The sequence below is a fragment of the Kitasatospora sp. NBC_00458 genome, assembly GCF_036013975.1.
Classification (GTDB): Bacteria; Actinomycetota; Actinomycetes; order Streptomycetales; family Streptomycetaceae; genus Kitasatospora.
The window spans coordinates 6,605,001-6,623,332 of record NZ_CP107904.1; the positions used below are offsets into that span (position 1 = coordinate 6,605,001).

Consider the following 18,332-nt stretch of genomic DNA (forward strand, 5'->3'; position numbering starts at 1 on the left):
CTGCGTGCCTTTTGAAGAATGAGCCTGCGAGTTTGCGGTGTGTAGCGAGGTTAACCCGTGTGGGGTAGCCGTAGCGAAAGCGAGTCCGAATAGGGCGGTTGAGTTGCATGCCCAAGACCCGAAGCGGAGTGATCTAGCCATGGGCAGGTTGAAGCGGAGGTAAGACTTCGTGGAGGACCGAACCCACCAGGGTTGAAAACCTGGGGGATGACCTGTGGTTAGGGGTGAAAGGCCAATCAAACTCCGTGATAGCTGGTTCTCCCCGAAATGCATTTAGGTGCAGCGTCACGTGTTTCTTGCCGGAGGTAGAGCACTGGATAGGCGATGGGCCTCACCGGGTTACTGACCTTAGCCAAACTCCGAATGCCGGTAAGTGAGAGCGTGGCAGTGAGACTGTGGGGGATAAGCTCCATGGTCGAGAGGGAAACAGCCCAGAACACCGACTAAGGTCCCTAAGCGTGTGCTAAGTGGGAAAGGATGTGGAGTCGCAGAGACAACCAGGAGGTTGGCTTAGAAGCAGCCACCCTTGAAAGAGTGCGTAATAGCTCACTGGTCAAGTGATTCCGCGCCGACAATGTAGCGGGGCTCAAGCACATCACCGAAGTCGTGTCATTGCAGCATATAGGGCCAACGCCTGCTGTGATGGGTAGGGGAGCGTCGTGTGCCGGGTGAAGCGGCGGTGGAAACCAGTCGTGGACGGTACACGAGTGAGAATGCAGGCATGAGTAGCGATACAAGAGTGAGAAACTCTTGCGCCGATTGACCAAGGGTTCCTGGGTCAAGCTGATCTGCCCAGGGTAAGTCGGGACCTAAGGCGAGGCCGACAGGCGTAGTCGATGGACAACGGGTTGATATTCCCGTACCCGCTTTGAAGCGCCAACGCTGAACCAGGTGATGCTAAAGCCGTGAAGCCGGCCCGGAGTCTTCGGACAAAGGGACGTGGTGGAGCCGCTGAACCAAGTCTGTATTAGGTGAGCGATGGGGTGACGCAGGAAGGTAGTCCAGCCCGGGCGGTGGTTGTCCCGGGGTAAGGGTGTAGGCCGAGTGATAGGCAAATCCGTCACTCATTAAGGCTGAGACCTGATGCCGAGCCGATTGTGGTGAAGTGGATGATCCTATGCTGTCGAGAAAAGCCTCTAGCGAGTTTCATGGCGGCCCGTACCCCAAACCGACTCAGGTGGTCAGGTAGAGAATACCGAGGCGTTCGGGTGAACTATGGTTAAGGAACTCGGCAAAATGCCCCCGTAACTTCGGGAGAAGGGGGGCCATTCCTGGTGACGGCACTTGCTGCCAGAGCTGGGGGTGGCCGCAGAGACCAGCGAGAAGCGACTGTTTACTAAAAACACAGGTCCGTGCGAAGCCGTAAGGCGATGTATACGGACTGACGCCTGCCCGGTGCTGGAACGTTAAGGGGACCGGTTAGCTTGGATTCGTCCAGGCGAAGCTGAGAACTTAAGCGCCAGTAAACGGCGGTGGTAACTATAACCATCCTAAGGTAGCGAAATTCCTTGTCGGGTAAGTTCCGACCTGCACGAATGGCGTAACGACTTCTCGACTGTCTCAACCATAGGCCCGGTGAAATTGCATTACGAGTAAAGATGCTCGTTTCGCGCAGCAGGACGGAAAGACCCCGGGACCTTTACTATAGCTTGATATTGGTGTTCGGTTCGGCTTGTGTAGGATAGGTGGGAGACTTTGAAGCAGCAACGCCAGTTGTTGTGGAGTCGTCGTTGAAATACCACTCTGGTCGTGCTGGATGTCTAACCTGGGTCCGTGATCCGGATCAGGGACAGTGTCTGGTGGGTAGTTTAACTGGGGCGGTTGCCTCCTAAAGAGTAACGGAGGCGCCCAAAGGTTCCCTCAGCCTGGTTGGCAATCAGGTGTTGAGTGTAAGTGCACAAGGGAGCTTGACTGTGAGACTGACGGGTCGAGCAGGGACGAAAGTCGGGACTAGTGATCCGGCGGTGGCTTGTGGAAGCGCCGTCGCTCAACGGATAAAAGGTACCCCGGGGATAACAGGCTGATCTTCCCCAAGAGTCCATATCGACGGGATGGTTTGGCACCTCGATGTCGGCTCGTCGCATCCTGGGGCTGGAGTAGGTCCCAAGGGTTGGGCTGTTCGCCCATTAAAGCGGTACGCGAGCTGGGTTTAGAACGTCGTGAGACAGTTCGGTCCCTATCCGCTGTGCGCGTAGGAGTGTTGAGAAGGGCTGTCCCTAGTACGAGAGGACCGGGACGGACGAACCTCTGGTGTGCCAGTTGTCCTGCCAAGGGCATGGCTGGTTGGCTACGTTCGGGAGGGATAACCGCTGAAAGCATCTAAGCGGGAAGCCTGCTTCGAGATGAGCACTCCCACCTCCTTGAGAGGGTAAGGCTCCCAGTAGACGACTGGGTTGATAGGCCGGATATGGAAGCCCTGTAAGGGGTGGAGTTGACCGGTACTAATAGGCCGAGGGCTTGTCCTCAGACGCTCGCGTTCACTGTGTGGTTCCCGGGTAGCGAACAGCTATCGCCGGCGAACACAAGAAACACTTATCAACTAAAAAGTGTGTTTCGCTGAATACCCGATAGGGTTTCGGTGGTCATAGCATGAGGGAAACGCCCGGTTACATTCCGAACCCGGAAGCTAAGCCTCATAGCGCCGATGGTACTGCAGGGGGGACCCTGTGGGAGAGTAGGACGCCGCCGAACAATTATTCAAAGCCGCGGCCCCAGCGATTCGCTGGGGCCGCGGCTTTTTTGTGTTGTAGGTACGTATGTACGGCCGGCAGGTAGGGACTTCCGCCCAGGCGCGGGGTGTCCCGATATGTCGGACAATGGAGTAGGTGCGCGGCCAGGAGGCCGGCGCCGAGCCGCGTGAGGGCAGTGGTGTCGCCCGGTCCGCGGTGTAGCTGAAGCAGCAGAAGGAGTCACCACGATGTCGAACCAGCCCCAGGACCGTCCCGAGCGTCGATCGGACGACGGCCGCGGCTACGAGCCCCGGTCTCGCGGGGGCTGGTCCAACGACCGTGGTCCTCGCCGCGACGACCGTGGTGGCGACGGCCCGCGCCGCGACGACCGCCCCTCCGGCGGTGGCGGTGGCTACCGTGGCCGTGATGACCGTCCGTCCGGCGGTGGCTTCAACCGTGACCGTGACGACCGTGGTGGCGACCGCGGTGGTTTCCGTCGTGACGACCGTCCGTCCGGCGGTGGCGGTGGCTACCGTGGCCGCGATGACCGTCCGTCCGGCGGCGGTGGCGGCGGCGGTTACCGTGGCCGCGATGACCGTCCGTCCGGCGGTGGCGGTGGCTACCGCGGGCGTGATGACCGTCCGTCCGGTGGTGGCTTCAACCGCGACCGTGACGACCGTGGTGGCGACCGCGGTGGTTTCCGTCGTGACGACCGCCCCTCCGGTGGCGGCTTCCGTCGTGACGACCGTCCGTCCGGCGGTGGCGGTGGCTACCGCGGGCGTGATGACCGTCCGTCCGGTGGTGGCTTCAACCGTGACCGTGACGACCGTGGTGGCGACCGCGGTGGTTTCCGTCGTGACGACCGCCCCTCCGGTGGCGGCTTCCGTCGTGACGACCGTCCGTCCGGCGGTGGCGGTGGCTACCGCGGGCGTGATGACCGTCCGTCCGGTGGTGGCTTCAACCGTGACCGTGACGACCGTGGTGGCGACCGCGGTGGTTTCCGTCGTGACGACCGCCCCTCCGGCGGCGGCTTCCGTCGTGACGACCGTCCGTCCGGTGGCGGCTTCAACCGTGACCGTGACGACCGTGGTGGCGACCGCGGCGGCTTCCGTCGCGACGACCGCCCCTCCGGCGGCGGCTTCCGTCGTGACGACCGTCCGTCCGGTGGCGGCTTCAACCGTGACCGTGACGACCGTGGTGGCGACCGCGGCGGCTTCCGTCGCGACGACCGCCCCTCCGGCGGCGGCTTCAACCGTGACGACCGCCCCTCCGGTGGCGGTGGTTTCCGTCGCGATGACCGCCCCTCGGGTGGCGGTTTCCGTCGTGACGACCGTCCGTCCGGCGGTGGCTTCAACCGTGACCGTGACGACCGTCCGTCCGGTGGCGGTTTCCGTCGCGATGACCGCCCCTCCGGTGGCGGCTTCAACCGTGACGACCGCCCCTCCGGTGGCGGCTTCCGTCGCGACGACCGCCCGTCCGGCTTCCGCCGTGACGACCGGGATGACCGTCCGCGTCGCGACGACCGTCCGTCCGGCGGTGGGTTCAGCCGTGACCGCGACGACCGTGGTGGCTTCCGCGGCCGTGACGACCGTGGTGGGGACCGTGGTGGCTTCCGCGGCCGCGATGACCGTGGTGGGGACCGCGGTGGCTTCCGTGGCCGTGACGACCGTGGTGGGGACCGTGGCGGCTTCCGCGGCCGTGACGACCGTTCCTCCGGCGGCTACGGCCGTGACCAGGACGACCGCCGTGGCAACTACGAGCCCGTCAAGCGTCTGCCGATCCCGGAGGACGTCACCGGCTTCGAGCTGGACGCGGACGTCCGCCAGGAGCTCAAGAGCCTGCCGAAGACGCTCGCCGACGATGTCGCCCGCAACCTGGTGATGGTGGCCCGCCTGCTCGACGGCGAGCCGGAGGAGGCCTACCAGTACTCGCGCGTCGCGCTGCGGCTCGCCTCCCGCGTCGCCGCCGTCCGTGAGGCGGCCGGCTTCGCCTCGTACATGACTCAGCGTTACTCGGAGGCGCTGACCGAGTTCCGCGCCGCCCGCCGGATGACCGGCCGTGCCGACCTGTGGCCGGTGATGGCGGACTGCGAGCGCGGTCTGGGCCGCCCGGAGCGTGCGCTGGCGATGGCCGGCGAGCCCGAGGTCAAGCAGCTGGACAAGGCCGGCCAGGTCGAGATGCGCCTGGTCTCGGCCGGTGCCCGCAGCGACATGGAGCAGTTCGACGCCGCCGTCGTCACCCTGCAGAGCCCGGAGCTGGCCTCCAGCGCCGTGCACCCGTGGACCGCGCGACTGCGGTACGCGTACGCCGACGCCCTGATCGCGGCCGGCCGTGCCGACGAGGCCCGTGACTGGTTCGTCAAGGCGACCGAGGCGGACACCGACGGTTCGACCAACGCCGCCGAGCGCCTGGCCGAGATCGACGGCCTGGAGTTCGTCGACGCGCTCGACCCGGAGCTCGCGGACGAGGACGACGTGTCCGACGAGCCGGTGTCGAAGCCCAAGGGCGGCGGCCCGGCTGACGAGCGGGAGATCTTCGAGGACGAGGAGGACGTCGAGGAGTACTACGACGACGACGACCTTGAGATCGACGAGGACTTCGACGGCGTGGCTCCCGAGCGGGCCGGCGACGCCAAGTAGCGGTCGGCGGATGCCGTAGGACCGAGTGAGGCCCTGCCGCACCCCGGGAAATCCCGGAGTGCGGCAGGGCCTCACTGCGTTCGCCCGCCTGTTCGGCCATCGGGCCGTGCCACCGGGCCGGGCCTGGATCACCGGGCCGTTTCACCGGGCCGGGGCGGTCCCGGCCTCTGGGAGCCCGGTGCTCCGCGCCCTCCGTCCTCAGCCCAGTTCGAGGTTGCGCAGGACCAGCCCGGTGGCCGGCTTCGGGCCGAAGGACGTGGACTTGCGCGGCATCGTGACGCCCTGTTCGGCCAGCCGGCGGACCACGCTCTCGCGCACCGGGTGCAGCAGCACGGCGGTGCCGCCGCTGCGGGCGGCCTCGCGTTCCGCGGCGGTCGCCGTGTGCAGGTACCCGATGTCGTCGGGGCCGTCGGGGATCCGCCAGGTGTGGTCGAGCAGGGTGGAGTGCAGGACGGTGGCGTCCAGGTGGCGCCACTCCTCCGGGCGGTCGTGCGGCACGGTGGCGTCGAGGAGGGCCTCGTCGGGTTCGCCGACCAGCCAGAAGACACCGTCCCCGCCGGTGAGCAGGAAGCCGCTGCCGCCGTGCCGCTTCTGCTCGGCGAGCGCCTGCAGGGCGCTGTCGACCGGGCCGGGCACCTCCTTGACCTGCCAGTGGCCGCCGAGCCGCTCCAGCGCGTCGGCGACCGGCAGCCGGTACAGCACCCGGTGGATGGCCCGGACCCGTAGCGGGTAGCGGGCGGTGTCGACGAGCAGCACCAGACCGCGGTCCCAGGGGCTGCGCGGGAGGTGGCGGTGCTCGCGCTGGAGGCGCAGGTACATCTCCCAGCGGTGGTGGCCGTCGGCGATCAGTGCCCGGCAGGTGGCCAGGTCGCGGCTGATCTCGGCGATCTCGGCGGGGTCGGTGACGGCCCACAGCCGGTGGTGGGTGCCGTCGGAGGTGGTGGTGGTGAGCAGGGGGGTGTCCCGGACGGCGCGCTCGACCACGCCGGCCGCCCGTCCGTCGCCGCGGTAGGTCAGCAGCAGCGGTTCGAGGTTGGCCCGGGTGGTGCGCATCAGGCCGACCCGGTCGGCGACCGGCCGGGGCATCACGTCCTCGTGCGGGAGGACCACGCCGGCCTCGCTGCCGCTGACCGCGAGGGCGCCGATCAGGCCGCGTTGCAGCACCTCGGGGGTGCCGTCGCCGGCGGGCACGCGCTGCTCGTAGACGTAGAGCGCGGGCTCCGGGTCGGCGGCCAGGACCCCGTCGCGCTGCCACTCGCGCAGCAGCCGGGCGGCGTGCCGGTAGCGGGTGTCGCGGTCGGGGCGGTGGCCGGTGTCGTCCGGTTCGGGGCGCGGCAGGATCAGCCGGACCACGTTGTGCGGGTCGGCGGTCTCCAGGTCGAGCCGCCGGCCGGGGTCGACGACGTCGTACGGCGGTGAGGTGACGGCGGCCAGTGCGCCGACCCGGTCTGGGTCGTACCGCAGGCCGCGGAAGGGGGACAGGGACAGACCTGCGGTGGCGACGTGCCCGGGATCGCCGGGGCCGCCCTGCGGAGACTCCGCTCCGCTTTCTGCACTGGGTGTGCTCATTCTGGGCATCGTAACCGGGTACGCGTTGTTCAGAGATCGGAACACCCGTGCTGGTCCGGTGGGCGGGTGTCGTGACCGAGGGCGAGGTACGGCGTGGACGAACGCAACGATCGGGTCGACGGGGTCGCCGGCGGCGGGGGTGTACCGGAGGAACTCGGGCGGCCGGGGGAGCCGGTGGGGGACGTCTACGAGTGGTTCCGCCGCGGCGCGAAGCTGCTCGCGCAGGGCAATCCGGCGGCGGCCGAGCAGCTGCTGGCCCGGGCGGCCGCCGCGGAGCCGGACTCCCGCAGCATCCGGGAGACGCTGGCGCGCGCGCAGTTCGACGCGGGGTCCTACGCGGCGGCGCTGGAGAACTTCCGGGCCGTGGCGCTGGCCGACCCGTCGGACGACTACGCTCAGTTCGGGTGGGGCGTGGCGGCGGCTCGGCTCGGGGACTTCGAGACCTCCGCCGAACACCTGGCACTGGCCGTGGCGATGCGGCCGGACACCGACCACTACCGGGCCGCGCTGCGGCAGACCCGGGCGACCCTGGCCGCCAGGGCCGGGTCGTTCGGGCCGCTGCTGCCGGGGGCGCCGGGCTACCTGGAGCCGCCGCGCGGTGCCGGGGGCCCGCCGGACGAGGCCGAGGACCGGGAGTCCGTGCAGGAGCCGGGAACCACGGGGGCCCGGGAGCCGACCGATGAGCGGGACCGGCGTGCCGAGTGAGTCCGCGGTGACGCGCCCGACCGACGAGTACGACCGACGCGATGAGTGAGGTAGAGCAGGCATGACCGAAACGGCCACCACCGTGCGACGGACCGCCCCGGGCGGCAGCGAGCTGCCGCTGACCGAGGCGTACGACACGGCACTGCTGGACCTCGACGGCGTGGTGTACGCCGGACCGAATGCGATCGAGCACGCCGTGGACTCGCTCGCGGTCGCCCGTGACGCGGGGATGCGGCTGGCGTACGTGACCAACAACGCGTCCAGGCCGCCCCGGGTGGTGGCCGCGCACCTGACCGAGCTGGGCGTGCCGGCCGAGCCGGCGGACGTGATCAACTCCGCCCAGGCGGCCGCCCGGGTGCTCGCCGAGAAGCTGCCCGCCGGGGCGAAGGTCCTGGTGGTGGGCGGTCTGGGGCTGGAGGAGGCGCTCGCCGAGCGCGGCCTGCTGGCCGTCCGGACGCTGGCGGAGGAGCCGCTGGCGGTCGTCCAGGGCTTCGACGCCTCGGTGGGCTGGGCGCAGCTGGCGGAGGCCTCCTACGCGGTGCAGTCCGGGCTGCCGTGGGTGGCGTCGAACACCGACGTGACGGTGCCCACCGCGCGCGGGATCGCGCCGGGCAACGGGATGCTGGTCGCGGCGGTGCGCGCGGCGACCGGTGTGGAGCCGGAGGTGGCGGGCAAGCCGCTGCCGCCGATGCACCGGGAGACGGTGCTGCGGACGGGCGCGAAGCGGCCGCTGGTGGTCGGGGACCGGCTGGACACCGACATCGAGGGCGCGTTCAACGGCGGGGTGGACAGCCTGCTGGTCTTCACCGGCGTGACCACGGCCGCGCAGCTGCTGGCGGCGCCGGTCGAGCACCGGCCGACGTACCTGGCGGAGGACCTGCGCGGTCTGCTGACCGCGCACGCGCCGGTGACCGCGGCGGACGGCGGCGGCTTCGGCTGCGGCGGCTGGGTCGCGGTGGCGCAGGACGGCGTGCTGCGGCTGGAGGGCGTCGGCGCGGACCGCTGGGACGGGCTGCGGGCGCTCTGCGCGGCGGCCTGGACGGCCCTGGACGCGGGCGGCGAGCCGGTGGACGGGCGGAAGGCGCTGGCCGAGCTGGGCTTCTGAGCCCGCTGATCCGGTCCCGCTGATATCCGGTCCCGCTGATCCGGGCCGGCCGACCCGGCCGACCCGGTCGGCCCGGATCAGGCGGTCGGCCCCGGACCGGGGCCGACCCGGACGGGGCGCTCGGCCCCGGTCGGGCGGTCGGTCAGAGCAGGGTGCGCAGCCGCAGCAGGTCGCGGAACCCGGCCTCCAGCTTCACCCGGCCGCCCGCCCAGGCGGAGGCGAAGGCGAGCCGGCCGCCGACCAGCGCGACCAGGTCGTCGCTCGACATGGTGAGTCGTATGTCGGCTTTTTCGGCGGGGCTCCCGGGAGCTTCCCTGAGGTCCTCGATGCTCCCGCCGCGCAGCCGCCCGGTGAAGGTCAGGTCGAGGTCGGTGATCCGGCAGCTCAGCGATCGGTCCAGCTCGGCGGCCTTGCGGACGTCGCCGGTGGAGCCTCCGATGTTCCGGCTGAGCTGTTCCAGCGCCTCGCGGCACTCCTCGGCGTTGGCCATGGCGGCGGGTCCACTCCCCTGTACGGGCCTGCTACGGCGGCGGGCGACTGCCGGGCCACGGTACCGCAGACGGGTTTTGGCGGTAGCGTCGTCGGTGGGATGCCCGGATTCGCCCGGGCACCGACGGCGACGACGCGATGGACGCAGGCGAATGGGAGGCACCCGGATGCTGCCGAAGACGGTGCGAGAAGCGGTGGAGGCCGCCGCCGTACTGGTGGAGGAGGTCGGCAAGCGGGTCGTCGGGACGGCGGCCGGTCTGCTGGAGAAGGGCGGGATCGACGTCGCCGACGTCGAGCGCCGGCTCGGGGGCCCGTTCCCGCCGTCCGCGCGGTCGCTGCAGACGCTGGCGGGCGAGGCGGTGACGGCCGGTCGGGCCGGGGTGGACCTGGCGGTCGGCGTGGCGCGCGGCGAGGTGGAGAAGGTCTTCGAGAAGGTCGGCGACCAGGTGACGAAGGTCGGCGTGGTGCTGGCCTACCTGGAGGGCAAGCTGCGCGAGGTCGAGGAGGACGGCGCGCCCCGGCAGTCCGAGCCCGAGCCTGCACCCGCGCCCGCGCCGCGGGCCGGGGGGCTGTTCGAGAACGGCTGGGAGGACGAGGCGCCGTCGGCCGGTCCTGGGGCCGCGGGCGGCCCGGGGACGGCGTCCGGGGCAGCGGTGCCCGAGCGGATAGCGGTCGACGAGCCGGTGGAGGTGGACCCGCCGGTGCCGCCGAACGGGGCGCAGGTCGCGCGGAGGTCCACCGCGCCGAAGGCCGCCGCGCCCGCCCCGGGGAGCGCGGACGAGGCCGCCGGGACTCCCGGCGGGAAGGCCGCCGCGGGGAAGCCTGCGGAGGCGCCGGCGGGGAAGAAGGCGGCGAAGAAGGCGGCCGCCGGGAAGCCCGCCGCGAAGAAGACGGCGGCCGGCGAGGGGAAGCCCGCGGCGAAGAAGGCCGCCGCCAGGAAGACGGCGGTGAAGAAGACGGCGGTGAAGCGGACCGCGACCGCGAAGAAGGCGCAGCCGGGGGAGGCGAAGCAGCCCACCGGGCAGGAGCCGCCGGTCAAGCGGACCGCGACCAGGAAGACGACCGTCCGCCGGACCACGACCACGAAGAAGCCGGAGCCCGATGCCTGAGCCCGACACCGGCCCGGTCCCCGCGCCCGTCCCCGCTCCCGCGCCCGTCCCCGCTCCCGCGCCCGTCGGCGTCCCGCCGGCCGGGGGGACGGTCGCGGACGCCCCGCCCGCCGACTTCGTGCCCGTCGACGAGGCGGCGCCGCTGGGCGTCGAGCCGACCCCCACCGGCCACCCGGCGGTGGACGCCGCCCTGGCCCGGCTGGAGGCGCTGGACGGGGTGCCGGCCGACGCGCACGTCCCGGTGTACGAAGATGTTCACCAGCGGCTCGTCGACACGCTGGCCGCGCTCGACCGGGACTGACCGGGACTGACCGGCATCAACCGGGCACCGAACCACCTGTAGGAGCTGAAACACCAGTGGCAGTGGCACGACGCCGACTCGACGCGGAGCTGGTCCGCCGCAACCTGGCCCGGTCCCGGGAGCACGCCTCCGAGCTGATCGCGGCCGGCCGGGTGACCGTCGGCGGCACCACCGCGACCAAGCCGGCCACCCAGGTGGAGACCTCGGCGGCGGTCGTGGTGGCCAAGGACGAGAACGACCCCGACTACGTCTCGCGCGGCGGGCACAAGCTGGCCGGGGCGTTCGTGGCGTTCGTGCCGCAGGGCCTGGTGGTAGAGGGACGGCGGGCGCTGGACGCGGGCGCGTCCACCGGCGGCTTCACCGACGTGCTGCTGCGCGCCGGGGCGGCGCACGTCCTGGCCGTGGACGTCGGCTACGGGCAGCTGGCCTGGTCGCTGCAGAGCGACGAACGGGTCACCGTGATGGACCGCACCAACGTGCGCGAGCTGACGCCGGAGCTGATCGGCGGCACCCTGGCCGACCTGGTGGTCGGCGACCTCTCGTTCATCTCGCTGGGCCTGGTGCTGCCGGCGCTGGCCGGCTGCGCCGCCGAGGACGCGGACCTGGTGCTGATGGTCAAGCCGCAGTTCGAGATCGGCAAGGAGCGCCTCGGCAGCGGCGGGGTGGTGCGCAGCCCGCAGCTGCGCGCCGAGATGGTGCGCCAGGTGGCCGGGCAGGCGTGGGGGGTGGGGCTGGGCGTGCGGGCGGTCACCGCGAGCCCGCTGCCGGGCCCGTCCGGGAACGTCGAGTACTTCCTCTGGCTGCGGCGGGACGCACCGCGGCTGGACCCGGCGGAGGCGGACCGGGCCGTCGCCGAAGGCCCCCGATAGGCTGCTCTGCGGACGTCCGGTCCGTCATGCTGGGTGGCGCGGCCGTACCGGGCCGAGGACGACCCGGCCGGCGTAGGGAGAGGGCAGCGGGCATGAGTGACGAACGTACGGTGTTCTTGATCGCGCACACGGGCCGCGAGGCGGCGCTGCGCAGTGTCGAGGGCCTGGTGCACGGTCTGCTGAAGGCGGGGATCCGGATCAGGCTGCTGGCAGCCGAGGCGGTGGATCTGGACCTGCCGGACGGCGTGGAGAGGGTGGCCGGGGGGCCGGGTGCGGCGGACGGCTGCGAGCTGATCCTCGTCGCGGGCGGGGACGGCACCCTGCTGCGCGGCGCGGAGCTGGCGCGCGAGCACGGTCTGCCGATGCTCGGCATCAACCTGGGCCGGGTGGGCTTCCTCGCGGAGGCCGAGCGGGACGACCTGGCGGTGGTGGTCGAGCGGGTGGTGGACGCCGACTACGAGGTCGAGGAGCGGATGACCCTCGACGTGATCGTCCGTACCAACGGCGATGTGGTGCACCACGACTGGGCGTTGAACGAGGCGTCGATCGAGAAGGCGTCCCGGGAGCGGATGCTGGAGGTGGTGACCGAGGTGGACGGCCGTCCGGTCTCCAACTTCGGCTGTGACGGGGTGGTCTGCGCGACGCCGACCGGTTCGACCGCGTACGCGTTCTCCGGCGGCGGGCCGGTGGTCTGGCCGGAGGTCGAGGCGCTGTTGATGGTGCCGATCAGCGCGCACGCGCTGTTCGCCCGGCCGTTGGTGGCCTCGCCGGACTCGGTGCTGGCGGTGGAGGTGCAGCCCAAGACCCCGCACGGGGTGCTCTGGTGCGACGGGCGGCGCTCGGTGGAGCTGCCGGCCGGTGCCCGGGTGGAGGTGCGCCGGGGCCAGACGCCGGTGCGGCTGGCCAGGCTGCACCGGGCGCCGTTCACCGACCGGCTGGTGGCCAAGTTCGCCCTCCCGGTGACGGGTTGGCGCGGCCGGGCCGGGACGAACTGCTGATCCAGCGGAGTTGACGGGGCGTCATACCGCCAGCGGGTGGCTGTCGTCGGCGCCGTGCCAGCGGCCGCCGTCGGCGGCCCGGGCGGCGACGGCGGCGAGCCGTTCGACGGCGTCGGGCACGGCGGCGGCCGGCACCGAGAGCGGGATCCGGATGTGGTGCTCGAAGGCGCCGTCGGAGCCGAACCGGTTGCCGGCCGCGATCCGGACCCCGAGGTGCTCTCCGGCCCGGGCCAGCGCCGCGCCGGAGAGCGTGCCGGTGGAGACCCAGAACGACAGGCCGCCGGGCGGGACGGTGAACCGCCACTGCGGCAGGTGCTCGCCCAGTGCGCCGGTGAGCGCCGCGGCGGTGTCCCGCAGCCGGGCCAGCTGGTGGGCGCGGACGGCCGGCAGCTGCCGCTCGTCCAGCAGTTCGGCGGCGATCAGCTGGTCCAGCACGGGGGCGCCGACGTCGCTGTAGACGCGCTCGGTGGCCAGCCGGCGGACCAGCGCGGGTGCGGCCCGCACCCAGCCGATCCGCAGGCCGCCCCAGAGCAGCTTGCCGGCCGAGCCGACCGTGACCACCTGGGCCGAGCGGTCCAGTGCGGCGGTCGGGCGGGGCGGCGGGGCGTCCGCGGGGACGCCCCAGCCCAGTTCGGCGGTGGTCTCGTCGGCCAGGACCACCGTGCCGGCGGCCCGGGCGGCGGCCAGCAGCTCGCGCCGCTGCTCCTCGCGGACCAGCGCGCCGGTCGGGTTGTGGAAGTCCGGGATCACGTACGCGACCCTGGGCGCGGCGCCGGTCAGCACCCGGCGCCACTCGGAGAGGTCCCACTCCGGCTGCGGCGACCCGCCCGCACCCCGTCGGGGGCCGGTGCCTGACCCGCTCCCGGGCACCGGGCGCGGCCCGCCCGGCCAGGCGTAGGGGACGGGCACCAGACGGGCCCCGCCGATCCGCAGCGACTGCAGGGTGTGCGCGTAGCTCGGGGCCTCCACGGCGACCCGGTCGCCCCGGCCGATCAGCGCCCGCTGCACCAGGTGCAGGGCGCCCATCGCGCCGATGGTGATCAGGATCTGGTCGGGGGTGGTCGGCAGTCCGCGCTCGGTGTAGCGGCGGGCCACCGCCTCGCGCAGGACCGGGACGCCGGTGGGGTAGTGGCCGTGCCCGGCGGCGTACGCGGGCAGCTGCTCGACGGCGCGGGCGGCGGCCTCGGAGAGGAAGGGCTGGGGGGCGGGCAGTGCGGCCACGCCGAGGTCCAGGGTGCGGCCCTGCTCGTCCGGCGGGACGGGGTGCAGGGCGTCGCTGGGCGGCGCGGCGCCCTCGGGCAGGGCGGTCCAGCTGCCGGAGCCGCGCCGGCTGCGCAGGTAGCCCTCGGCGCGCAGGGCCTCGTACGCGGTGGCGACGGTGGTGCGGCTGAGCCGGAGGGCGAGGGCGAGCTCGCGTTCGGCGGGCAGCCGGGCGCCGACCGGGAGGCGGCCCTCGGAGACCAGCAACCTGACCTGGCCCGCGAGCGTCCGGTACGCGGGCCGGCGGGCGCCGGGCGGTTCGGGCAGCCGGGCGCCGGCGAGCAGGCGGGCGAGTGCCGCGGGGGTGACGGTGGTCTGCCAGTCGGCCATGGCTCATCAGTCCACTTGCTCGTGATTGGCCCTGGATGGGGCGCTATTGGCCTGGCCATCATGGCAGGGCGGCCGCCGAGTCCGCCACCGCCGGGGCAGTGTCCCGGACGTGCAGCACCACCCGCCGGAGATTCCATGGCCACCACGACCACGCCCCCGACCGCACCCGCCGATCCGACCGCACCGGCCGCCCAGGCCGACCCCACCGGGCGGTCCGCCACCGCGACCTCCGCTCCGGCACGGCCGGGGCTCGCCGTCCGGGTGCTCGGCGACACCCACGCCCTCGGCCGCCGCCTGCCGCAGCTCCTCGTCGGCCTCGTCCTCTACGGCGCCAGCATGGCCCTGATGCTCCGCTCCGGCCTCGGTCTCGACCCGTGGGACGTCTTCCACCAGGGCCTGCAGCGCACCGTCGGGCTCTCGGTGGGCGCCTGGGTCACCATCTGCGGCGCCCTGGTGCTGCTGTTCTGGATCCCGCTGCGCCAGCTCCCCGGGGTCGGCACCGTCGCCAACGTGCTGGTGATCGGCGCCGCCATGGACCTCACCCTGCGCGTCGTCGACGGCCCCGGCCCCGTCGCCGCCCGGGTCGCGCTGATGGTCGCCGCGATCACCCTCAACGGCGTCGCCACCGGCCTCTACATCGGTGCCCGGCTCGGCCCGGGCCCGCGCGACGGCCTGATGACCGGCCTGCACCGGCGCACCGGCCGCTCGCTGCGGCTGCTCCGTACCGGCATCGAGCTGGCCGTCCTGGCCGCGGGCCTCCTGCTCGGCGGCACCGCCGGCGTCGGCACCGTCGCGTACGCGCTGGCCATCGGCCCGCTCGCGCAGTTCTTCCTGCCGTGGTTCACCGTCCCGACCGCCGCCGCGTCCGCCGCGTCCGCCGCGCGCGTCACGTCGGAGAACGCCGCCCGAACCCCCGCGTGAACGCCGCCCGAACCCCCGCGTGAACGACCCGGAACGGATGAACTTCCGGGCACCGAGTTGCCGCGCGTCGTTGTCGCTCGTCGCGCGCCGGGGGCGGAACCTCGTAAGGTCGTCTCCGTGTTGGACGAGATGCGGATACGGGATCTTGGGGTCATCGACGACGCGGTGGTCGAGCTCGCCCCCGGCTTCACCGCCGTGACCGGTGAGACCGGGGCCGGCAAGACCATGGTGGTGACCAGCCTCGGACTGCTGCTCGGCGGCCGCGCCGACCCGGGCCTGGTGCGCAACGGCACCGGACGCGCGGTCGTCGAGGGCCGCCTCGAACTGCCGGAGGGTTCGCCGGCGGCCGCCCGCGCCCTGGAGGCCGGTGCCGAACTCGACGACGGCGCGCTGCTGATCAGCCGGACGGTCTCCGCCGAGGGGCGCTCCCGCGCCTACGTCGGCGGCCGGGCCGTCCCGGTCGGGCTGCTCACCGAGCTCGGCGAGGACCTGATCGCCGTGCACGGCCAGACCGACCAGCAGCGGCTGCTCCGCCCGGCCCGCCAGCGCGGTGCCCTCGACCGGTACGCCGGCGCGGCCGTCGCCGAGCCGCTGGCCCGCTACCGCGAGGTCTACCGGCGGCTGCGCGAGGTCTCCGCGACCCTGGAGGAGCTGACCACCCGGGCCCGCGAGCGCGCCCAGGAGGCCGACCTGCTCCGCTTCGGCCTGGACGAGGTCGCCGCCGCCGAACCGGTCGCCGGTGAGGACGACGAACTGTTCGCCGAGGCCGAGCGGCTCGGCCACGCCGACGCGCTCTCCTCCGCCGCCACCCTCGCCCACGCCGCCCTGGCCGGCGACCCGGCCGACCCGGAGGCGCTGGACGCCGGCACCCTGGTCGCCCAGGCCCGCCGGGCCCTGGACGCCGTCCGCCACCACGACGAGCGGCTCGCCGCCCTGGCCGACCGGCTCAACGAGGTCGGCTACCTGCTCGCCGACGTGGCCGGCGACCTGGCCGGCTACGCCGACGACCTGGACGCCGACCCGGTCCGGCTGGCGGGCGTCGAGGACCGCCGGGCCGTCCTGGCCCAGCTGCTGCGCAAGTACGGCGGCCCGGAGAACTCGCTGGCCGAGGTGCTCGCCTGGGCCGAGACGGGCGCCGCCAGGCTCGCCGAACTCGACGGCGACGACGACCGGATCGACGAGCTCGGCGCCCGGGAGACCGCACTGCGCGCCGAGCTGGCCGACCTCGCGGCCGAGGTCTCGGCCGCCCGGCAGGCCGCCGCCGGCCGCTTCGCCGAGGCCGTCTCCGCCGAACTCGCCGAGCTCGCCATGCCGCACGCCCGGGTCACCTTCGCGATCGCCCAGGTCGACGACCTGTCCGGGATCGAGGTCGACGGCCGGACCGTCGCCTACGGTCCGCACGGCGTGGACGAGGTCGAGGTGCTGCTCGCCCCGCACCCCGGCGCCCAGCCGCGTCCGATCGCCAAGGGGGCCTCCGGCGGTGAGCTCTCCCGGGTGATGCTCGCCGTCGAGGTGGTCTTCGCCGGGGCCGACCCCGTCCCCACCTACCTCTTCGACGAGGTGGACGCGGGCGTCGGCGGCAAGGCGGCGGTCGAGATCGGCCGCCGGCTCGCCAAGCTGGCGGAGAGCGCGCAGGTCGTCGTGGTCACCCACCTGCCGCAGGTGGCGGCTTTCGCCGACCGCCACCTGGTGGTCGAGAAGACCAACGACGGCACGGTGACCCGCAGCGGCGTCAAGGTGCTGAACGACGAGGAGCGGGTGCGCGAGCTCTCCCGGATGCTGGCCGGTCTGGAGGACTCCGAACTCGGCCGCGCGCACGCCGAGGAACTGCTCGCCGCCGCCCGCGCCCCCCGCCCCCGCTAGAGCCCGTCCGCCGGCCGCCGTCCCACCACCCCGGGGACGGTCCGGCGGGGCGGCCGGGCCTCCCCGTGCGGGCCCGTCGGCCCGGTCGGCGGGGCGGCCCGCGCGGGCCCGCCACGACGCGCCCCACCGGGGGCGCCGACTGTCCAAGAGGGCCGCCGACCTGGCATGGTGGCGGCTGGACACTGGCCTTCCAGTCCCGAGCGCCGCAGGCGGGAAACCCTCGCCGCGGTGCGCGTACCTGATCGAGTCGGATGCGAGACGACGTGGACCATTCCGCCGCCCGGGCCACCGCGGCCAGCCCCGAACGGGGGCAGCTGCAGGTGGTTCTCGTCCTGGCCGCCAGCACCGGCGGCATCGGTGCGCACGTGCGCTCCCTGGCACAGGGCCTGGTCGCGCACGGAGTGACCGTCACGGTGTGCGCCCCCGCCGGCACGGACGCGCTGTTCGGCTTCTCCCGAACCGGCGCCAGGTTCCACCTGGTCGACATCACCCCCACCGCGGGGGCCCGCAGCGACGCCACCGCGATCGGCGAACTGCGCCGCGCCTTCACCGGCGCCGACGTGGTGCACGCCCACGGCCTGCGGGCGGCCCTCCTCTCCGACCTCGCACTGCGCACCGCCGGACGCTTCCCGGGCCTGCGCCCGGAGACCCCGCTGGTGGTCACCTCGCACCACGCGATCCTGGCCACCGGCATGGAACGGCGGCTCCAGCGGCTGATGGAACGCCGGGTGGCGCGCGCCGCCGACCTCGTCCTCGGCGCCTCCTCCGACCTGGTGGCCCGGGCCCGTGAGCTGGGCGCCACCGACGCCCGGCTCGGCCCGGTCGCCGCCCCGCCGACGCCGGGGGTCCGGCTGGAGCGGCCCGCGGCCCGGGCGGCGCTGCTCGGCGACGGCCCGGACCGCCCGCTGGTCCTCGCGGTCGGCGGGCTCGTCCCGCAGAAGGCCTTCGGTCTGCTGCTGGACGCCACCCGCGAACTCTCCGCGCTGGACCCGGAGCCGCTGGTGCTGCTCGCCGGTGACGGCCCGGAGGCCGCCGCGCTGCGCGAGCGGACGGCCGCCGAGAAGCTGCCGGTCCAGCTGCTCGGCTACCGCACCGACGTGCCCGACCTGCTGGCCGCCGCCGACCTGCTGGTGGTCTCCAGCCGGTGGGAGGCCCGTTCGCTGGTCGTGCAGGAGGCGATGCGGGCCGGCGTGCCGGTGGTCGCCACCGCCGTCGGCGGCATCCCCGAACTGGTCGGCGACGCCGCCGTGCTCGTCCCGCCCGGCGACCCGGTCGCGATCGGGCGGGCGGTCCGCGGGCTGCTGGCCGACCCGGCGGGCCGCGAGCGGCTGGCGGTGGCCGGCCGGCAGCAGGCGGAGACCTGGCCGGACGAGGCCGCCACCGTGGCGCAGGTGCTCAGCACCTACGACGAGCTGGTCCAGCGCGACCGCTGACCCCGCCCGGCGCGTCCGCCCGGCGCGTCCGTCCGGCGGGGGCGCCCCGGCCGCCGGGCGCGCCCGCTCAGA

Annotated in this window: 13 protein-coding genes, 2 rRNA genes and 1 pseudogene (1 of these 16 only partly in view); 13 read left to right on the forward strand and 3 right to left on the reverse strand. The window is 73.0% G+C overall.

Going from position 1 to position 18,332, the window contains the following annotated elements; all coding sequences use genetic code 11:
* The 4 genes and pseudogenes from OG550_RS27660 to OG550_RS27675 all read left to right on the forward strand — a co-directional run.
* Positions 1-2,465, forward strand: a 23S ribosomal RNA gene (locus OG550_RS27660) (it extends 656 nt beyond the left edge of the window).
* A gap of 109 nt (positions 2,466-2,574) precedes the next feature.
* Positions 2,575-2,691: ribosomal RNA gene (gene rrf / locus OG550_RS27665) — 5S ribosomal RNA — on the forward strand.
* 559 nt (positions 2,692-3,250) lie between these two features.
* Positions 3,251-4,198: pseudogene (locus tag OG550_RS27670) on the forward strand (hypothetical protein); the annotation flags it as partial.
* 243 nt (positions 4,199-4,441) lie between these two features.
* Positions 4,442-5,308, forward strand: a complete 867-nt coding sequence (locus OG550_RS27675; RefSeq protein ID WP_327684195.1) for a tetratricopeptide repeat protein — start codon at positions 4,442-4,444, stop codon at positions 5,306-5,308.
* Positions 5,309-5,506: 198 nt separating this feature from the next.
* On the opposite strand, the gene OG550_RS27680 is transcribed toward OG550_RS27675, so the two are convergent.
* Positions 5,507-6,877 (reverse strand): DUF1015 domain-containing protein, encoded by a 1,371-nt coding sequence (locus OG550_RS27680; RefSeq protein WP_327682016.1) that lies wholly within the window; start codon positions 6,875-6,877, stop codon positions 5,507-5,509.
* Positions 6,878-6,970: 93 nt separating this feature from the next.
* Between OG550_RS27680 and OG550_RS27685 the strand changes: the two genes are divergently transcribed.
* Together OG550_RS27685 and OG550_RS27690 are read left to right on the forward strand one after the other, a co-directional pair.
* Positions 6,971-7,582: a tetratricopeptide repeat protein gene (locus OG550_RS27685; RefSeq protein ID WP_327682018.1), complete on the forward strand. Its 612-nt coding sequence runs from the start codon at positions 6,971-6,973 to the stop codon at positions 7,580-7,582.
* Positions 7,583-7,643: 61 nt separating this feature from the next.
* Positions 7,644-8,687: an HAD-IIA family hydrolase gene (locus OG550_RS27690; protein ID WP_327682020.1), complete on the forward strand. Its 1,044-nt coding sequence runs from the start codon at positions 7,644-7,646 to the stop codon at positions 8,685-8,687.
* A gap of 142 nt (positions 8,688-8,829) precedes the next feature.
* Here OG550_RS27690 and OG550_RS27695 read toward each other — a convergent pair whose 3' ends face one another.
* The gene (locus OG550_RS27695) at positions 8,830-9,177 is read right to left on the reverse strand and encodes an SCP2 sterol-binding domain-containing protein (protein ID WP_327682021.1); all 348 of its coding nucleotides are present in this window, start codon (positions 9,175-9,177) and stop codon (positions 8,830-8,832) included.
* 151 nt (positions 9,178-9,328) lie between these two features.
* Between OG550_RS27695 and OG550_RS27700 the strand changes: the two genes are divergently transcribed.
* The 4 genes from OG550_RS27700 to OG550_RS27715 all read left to right on the forward strand — a co-directional run bounded on the left by OG550_RS27700 (position 9,329) and on the right by OG550_RS27715 (position 12,453).
* Positions 9,329-10,285: a hypothetical protein gene (locus OG550_RS27700; RefSeq protein ID WP_327682022.1), complete on the forward strand. Its 957-nt coding sequence runs from the start codon at positions 9,329-9,331 to the stop codon at positions 10,283-10,285.
* Positions 10,278-10,586 carry a hypothetical protein gene (locus OG550_RS27705; protein ID WP_327682023.1) on the forward strand — a complete coding sequence of 103 codons (309 nt, stop codon included), beginning with the start codon at positions 10,278-10,280 and terminating at the stop codon, positions 10,584-10,586. The genes OG550_RS27700 and OG550_RS27705 overlap by 8 nt, the downstream gene beginning before the upstream one ends.
* Positions 10,587-10,648: 62 nt before the next feature.
* Complete coding sequence (locus OG550_RS27710) at positions 10,649-11,455, forward strand: TlyA family RNA methyltransferase (RefSeq protein WP_327684197.1); 807 nt, start codon at positions 10,649-10,651, stop codon at positions 11,453-11,455.
* A gap of 92 nt (positions 11,456-11,547) precedes the next feature.
* On the forward strand, positions 11,548-12,453 hold the full coding sequence (locus tag OG550_RS27715) for an NAD kinase (RefSeq protein WP_327682025.1): 906 nt from the start codon (positions 11,548-11,550) through the stop codon (positions 12,451-12,453).
* 21 nt (positions 12,454-12,474) lie between these two features.
* On the opposite strand, the gene OG550_RS27720 is transcribed toward OG550_RS27715, so the two are convergent.
* A complete protein-coding gene (locus tag OG550_RS27720) occupies positions 12,475-14,043 on the reverse strand; it encodes a MocR-like transcription factor YczR (protein WP_327682027.1) in 1,569 nt (522 codons plus the stop codon).
* A 135-nt stretch (positions 14,044-14,178) separates the two neighbouring features.
* On the opposite strand from OG550_RS27720, the gene yczE reads away from it, so the two are divergent.
* From yczE to OG550_RS27735, 3 genes are all read left to right on the forward strand, one after another.
* Positions 14,179-14,964, forward strand: a complete 786-nt coding sequence (yczE, locus tag OG550_RS27725) for a membrane protein YczE (protein ID WP_327682029.1) — start codon at positions 14,179-14,181, stop codon at positions 14,962-14,964.
* Positions 14,965-15,093: 129 nt separating this feature from the next.
* Positions 15,094-16,827, forward strand: coding sequence for a DNA repair protein RecN (recN, locus tag OG550_RS27730; RefSeq protein ID WP_327684199.1), 1,734 nt, complete (start codon positions 15,094-15,096; stop codon positions 16,825-16,827).
* 251 nt (positions 16,828-17,078) lie between these two features.
* Complete coding sequence (locus OG550_RS27735; protein WP_327682031.1) at positions 17,079-18,260, forward strand: glycosyltransferase family 4 protein; 1,182 nt, start codon at positions 17,079-17,081, stop codon at positions 18,258-18,260.
* The last annotated feature ends 72 nt before the right edge of the window (positions 18,261-18,332 follow it).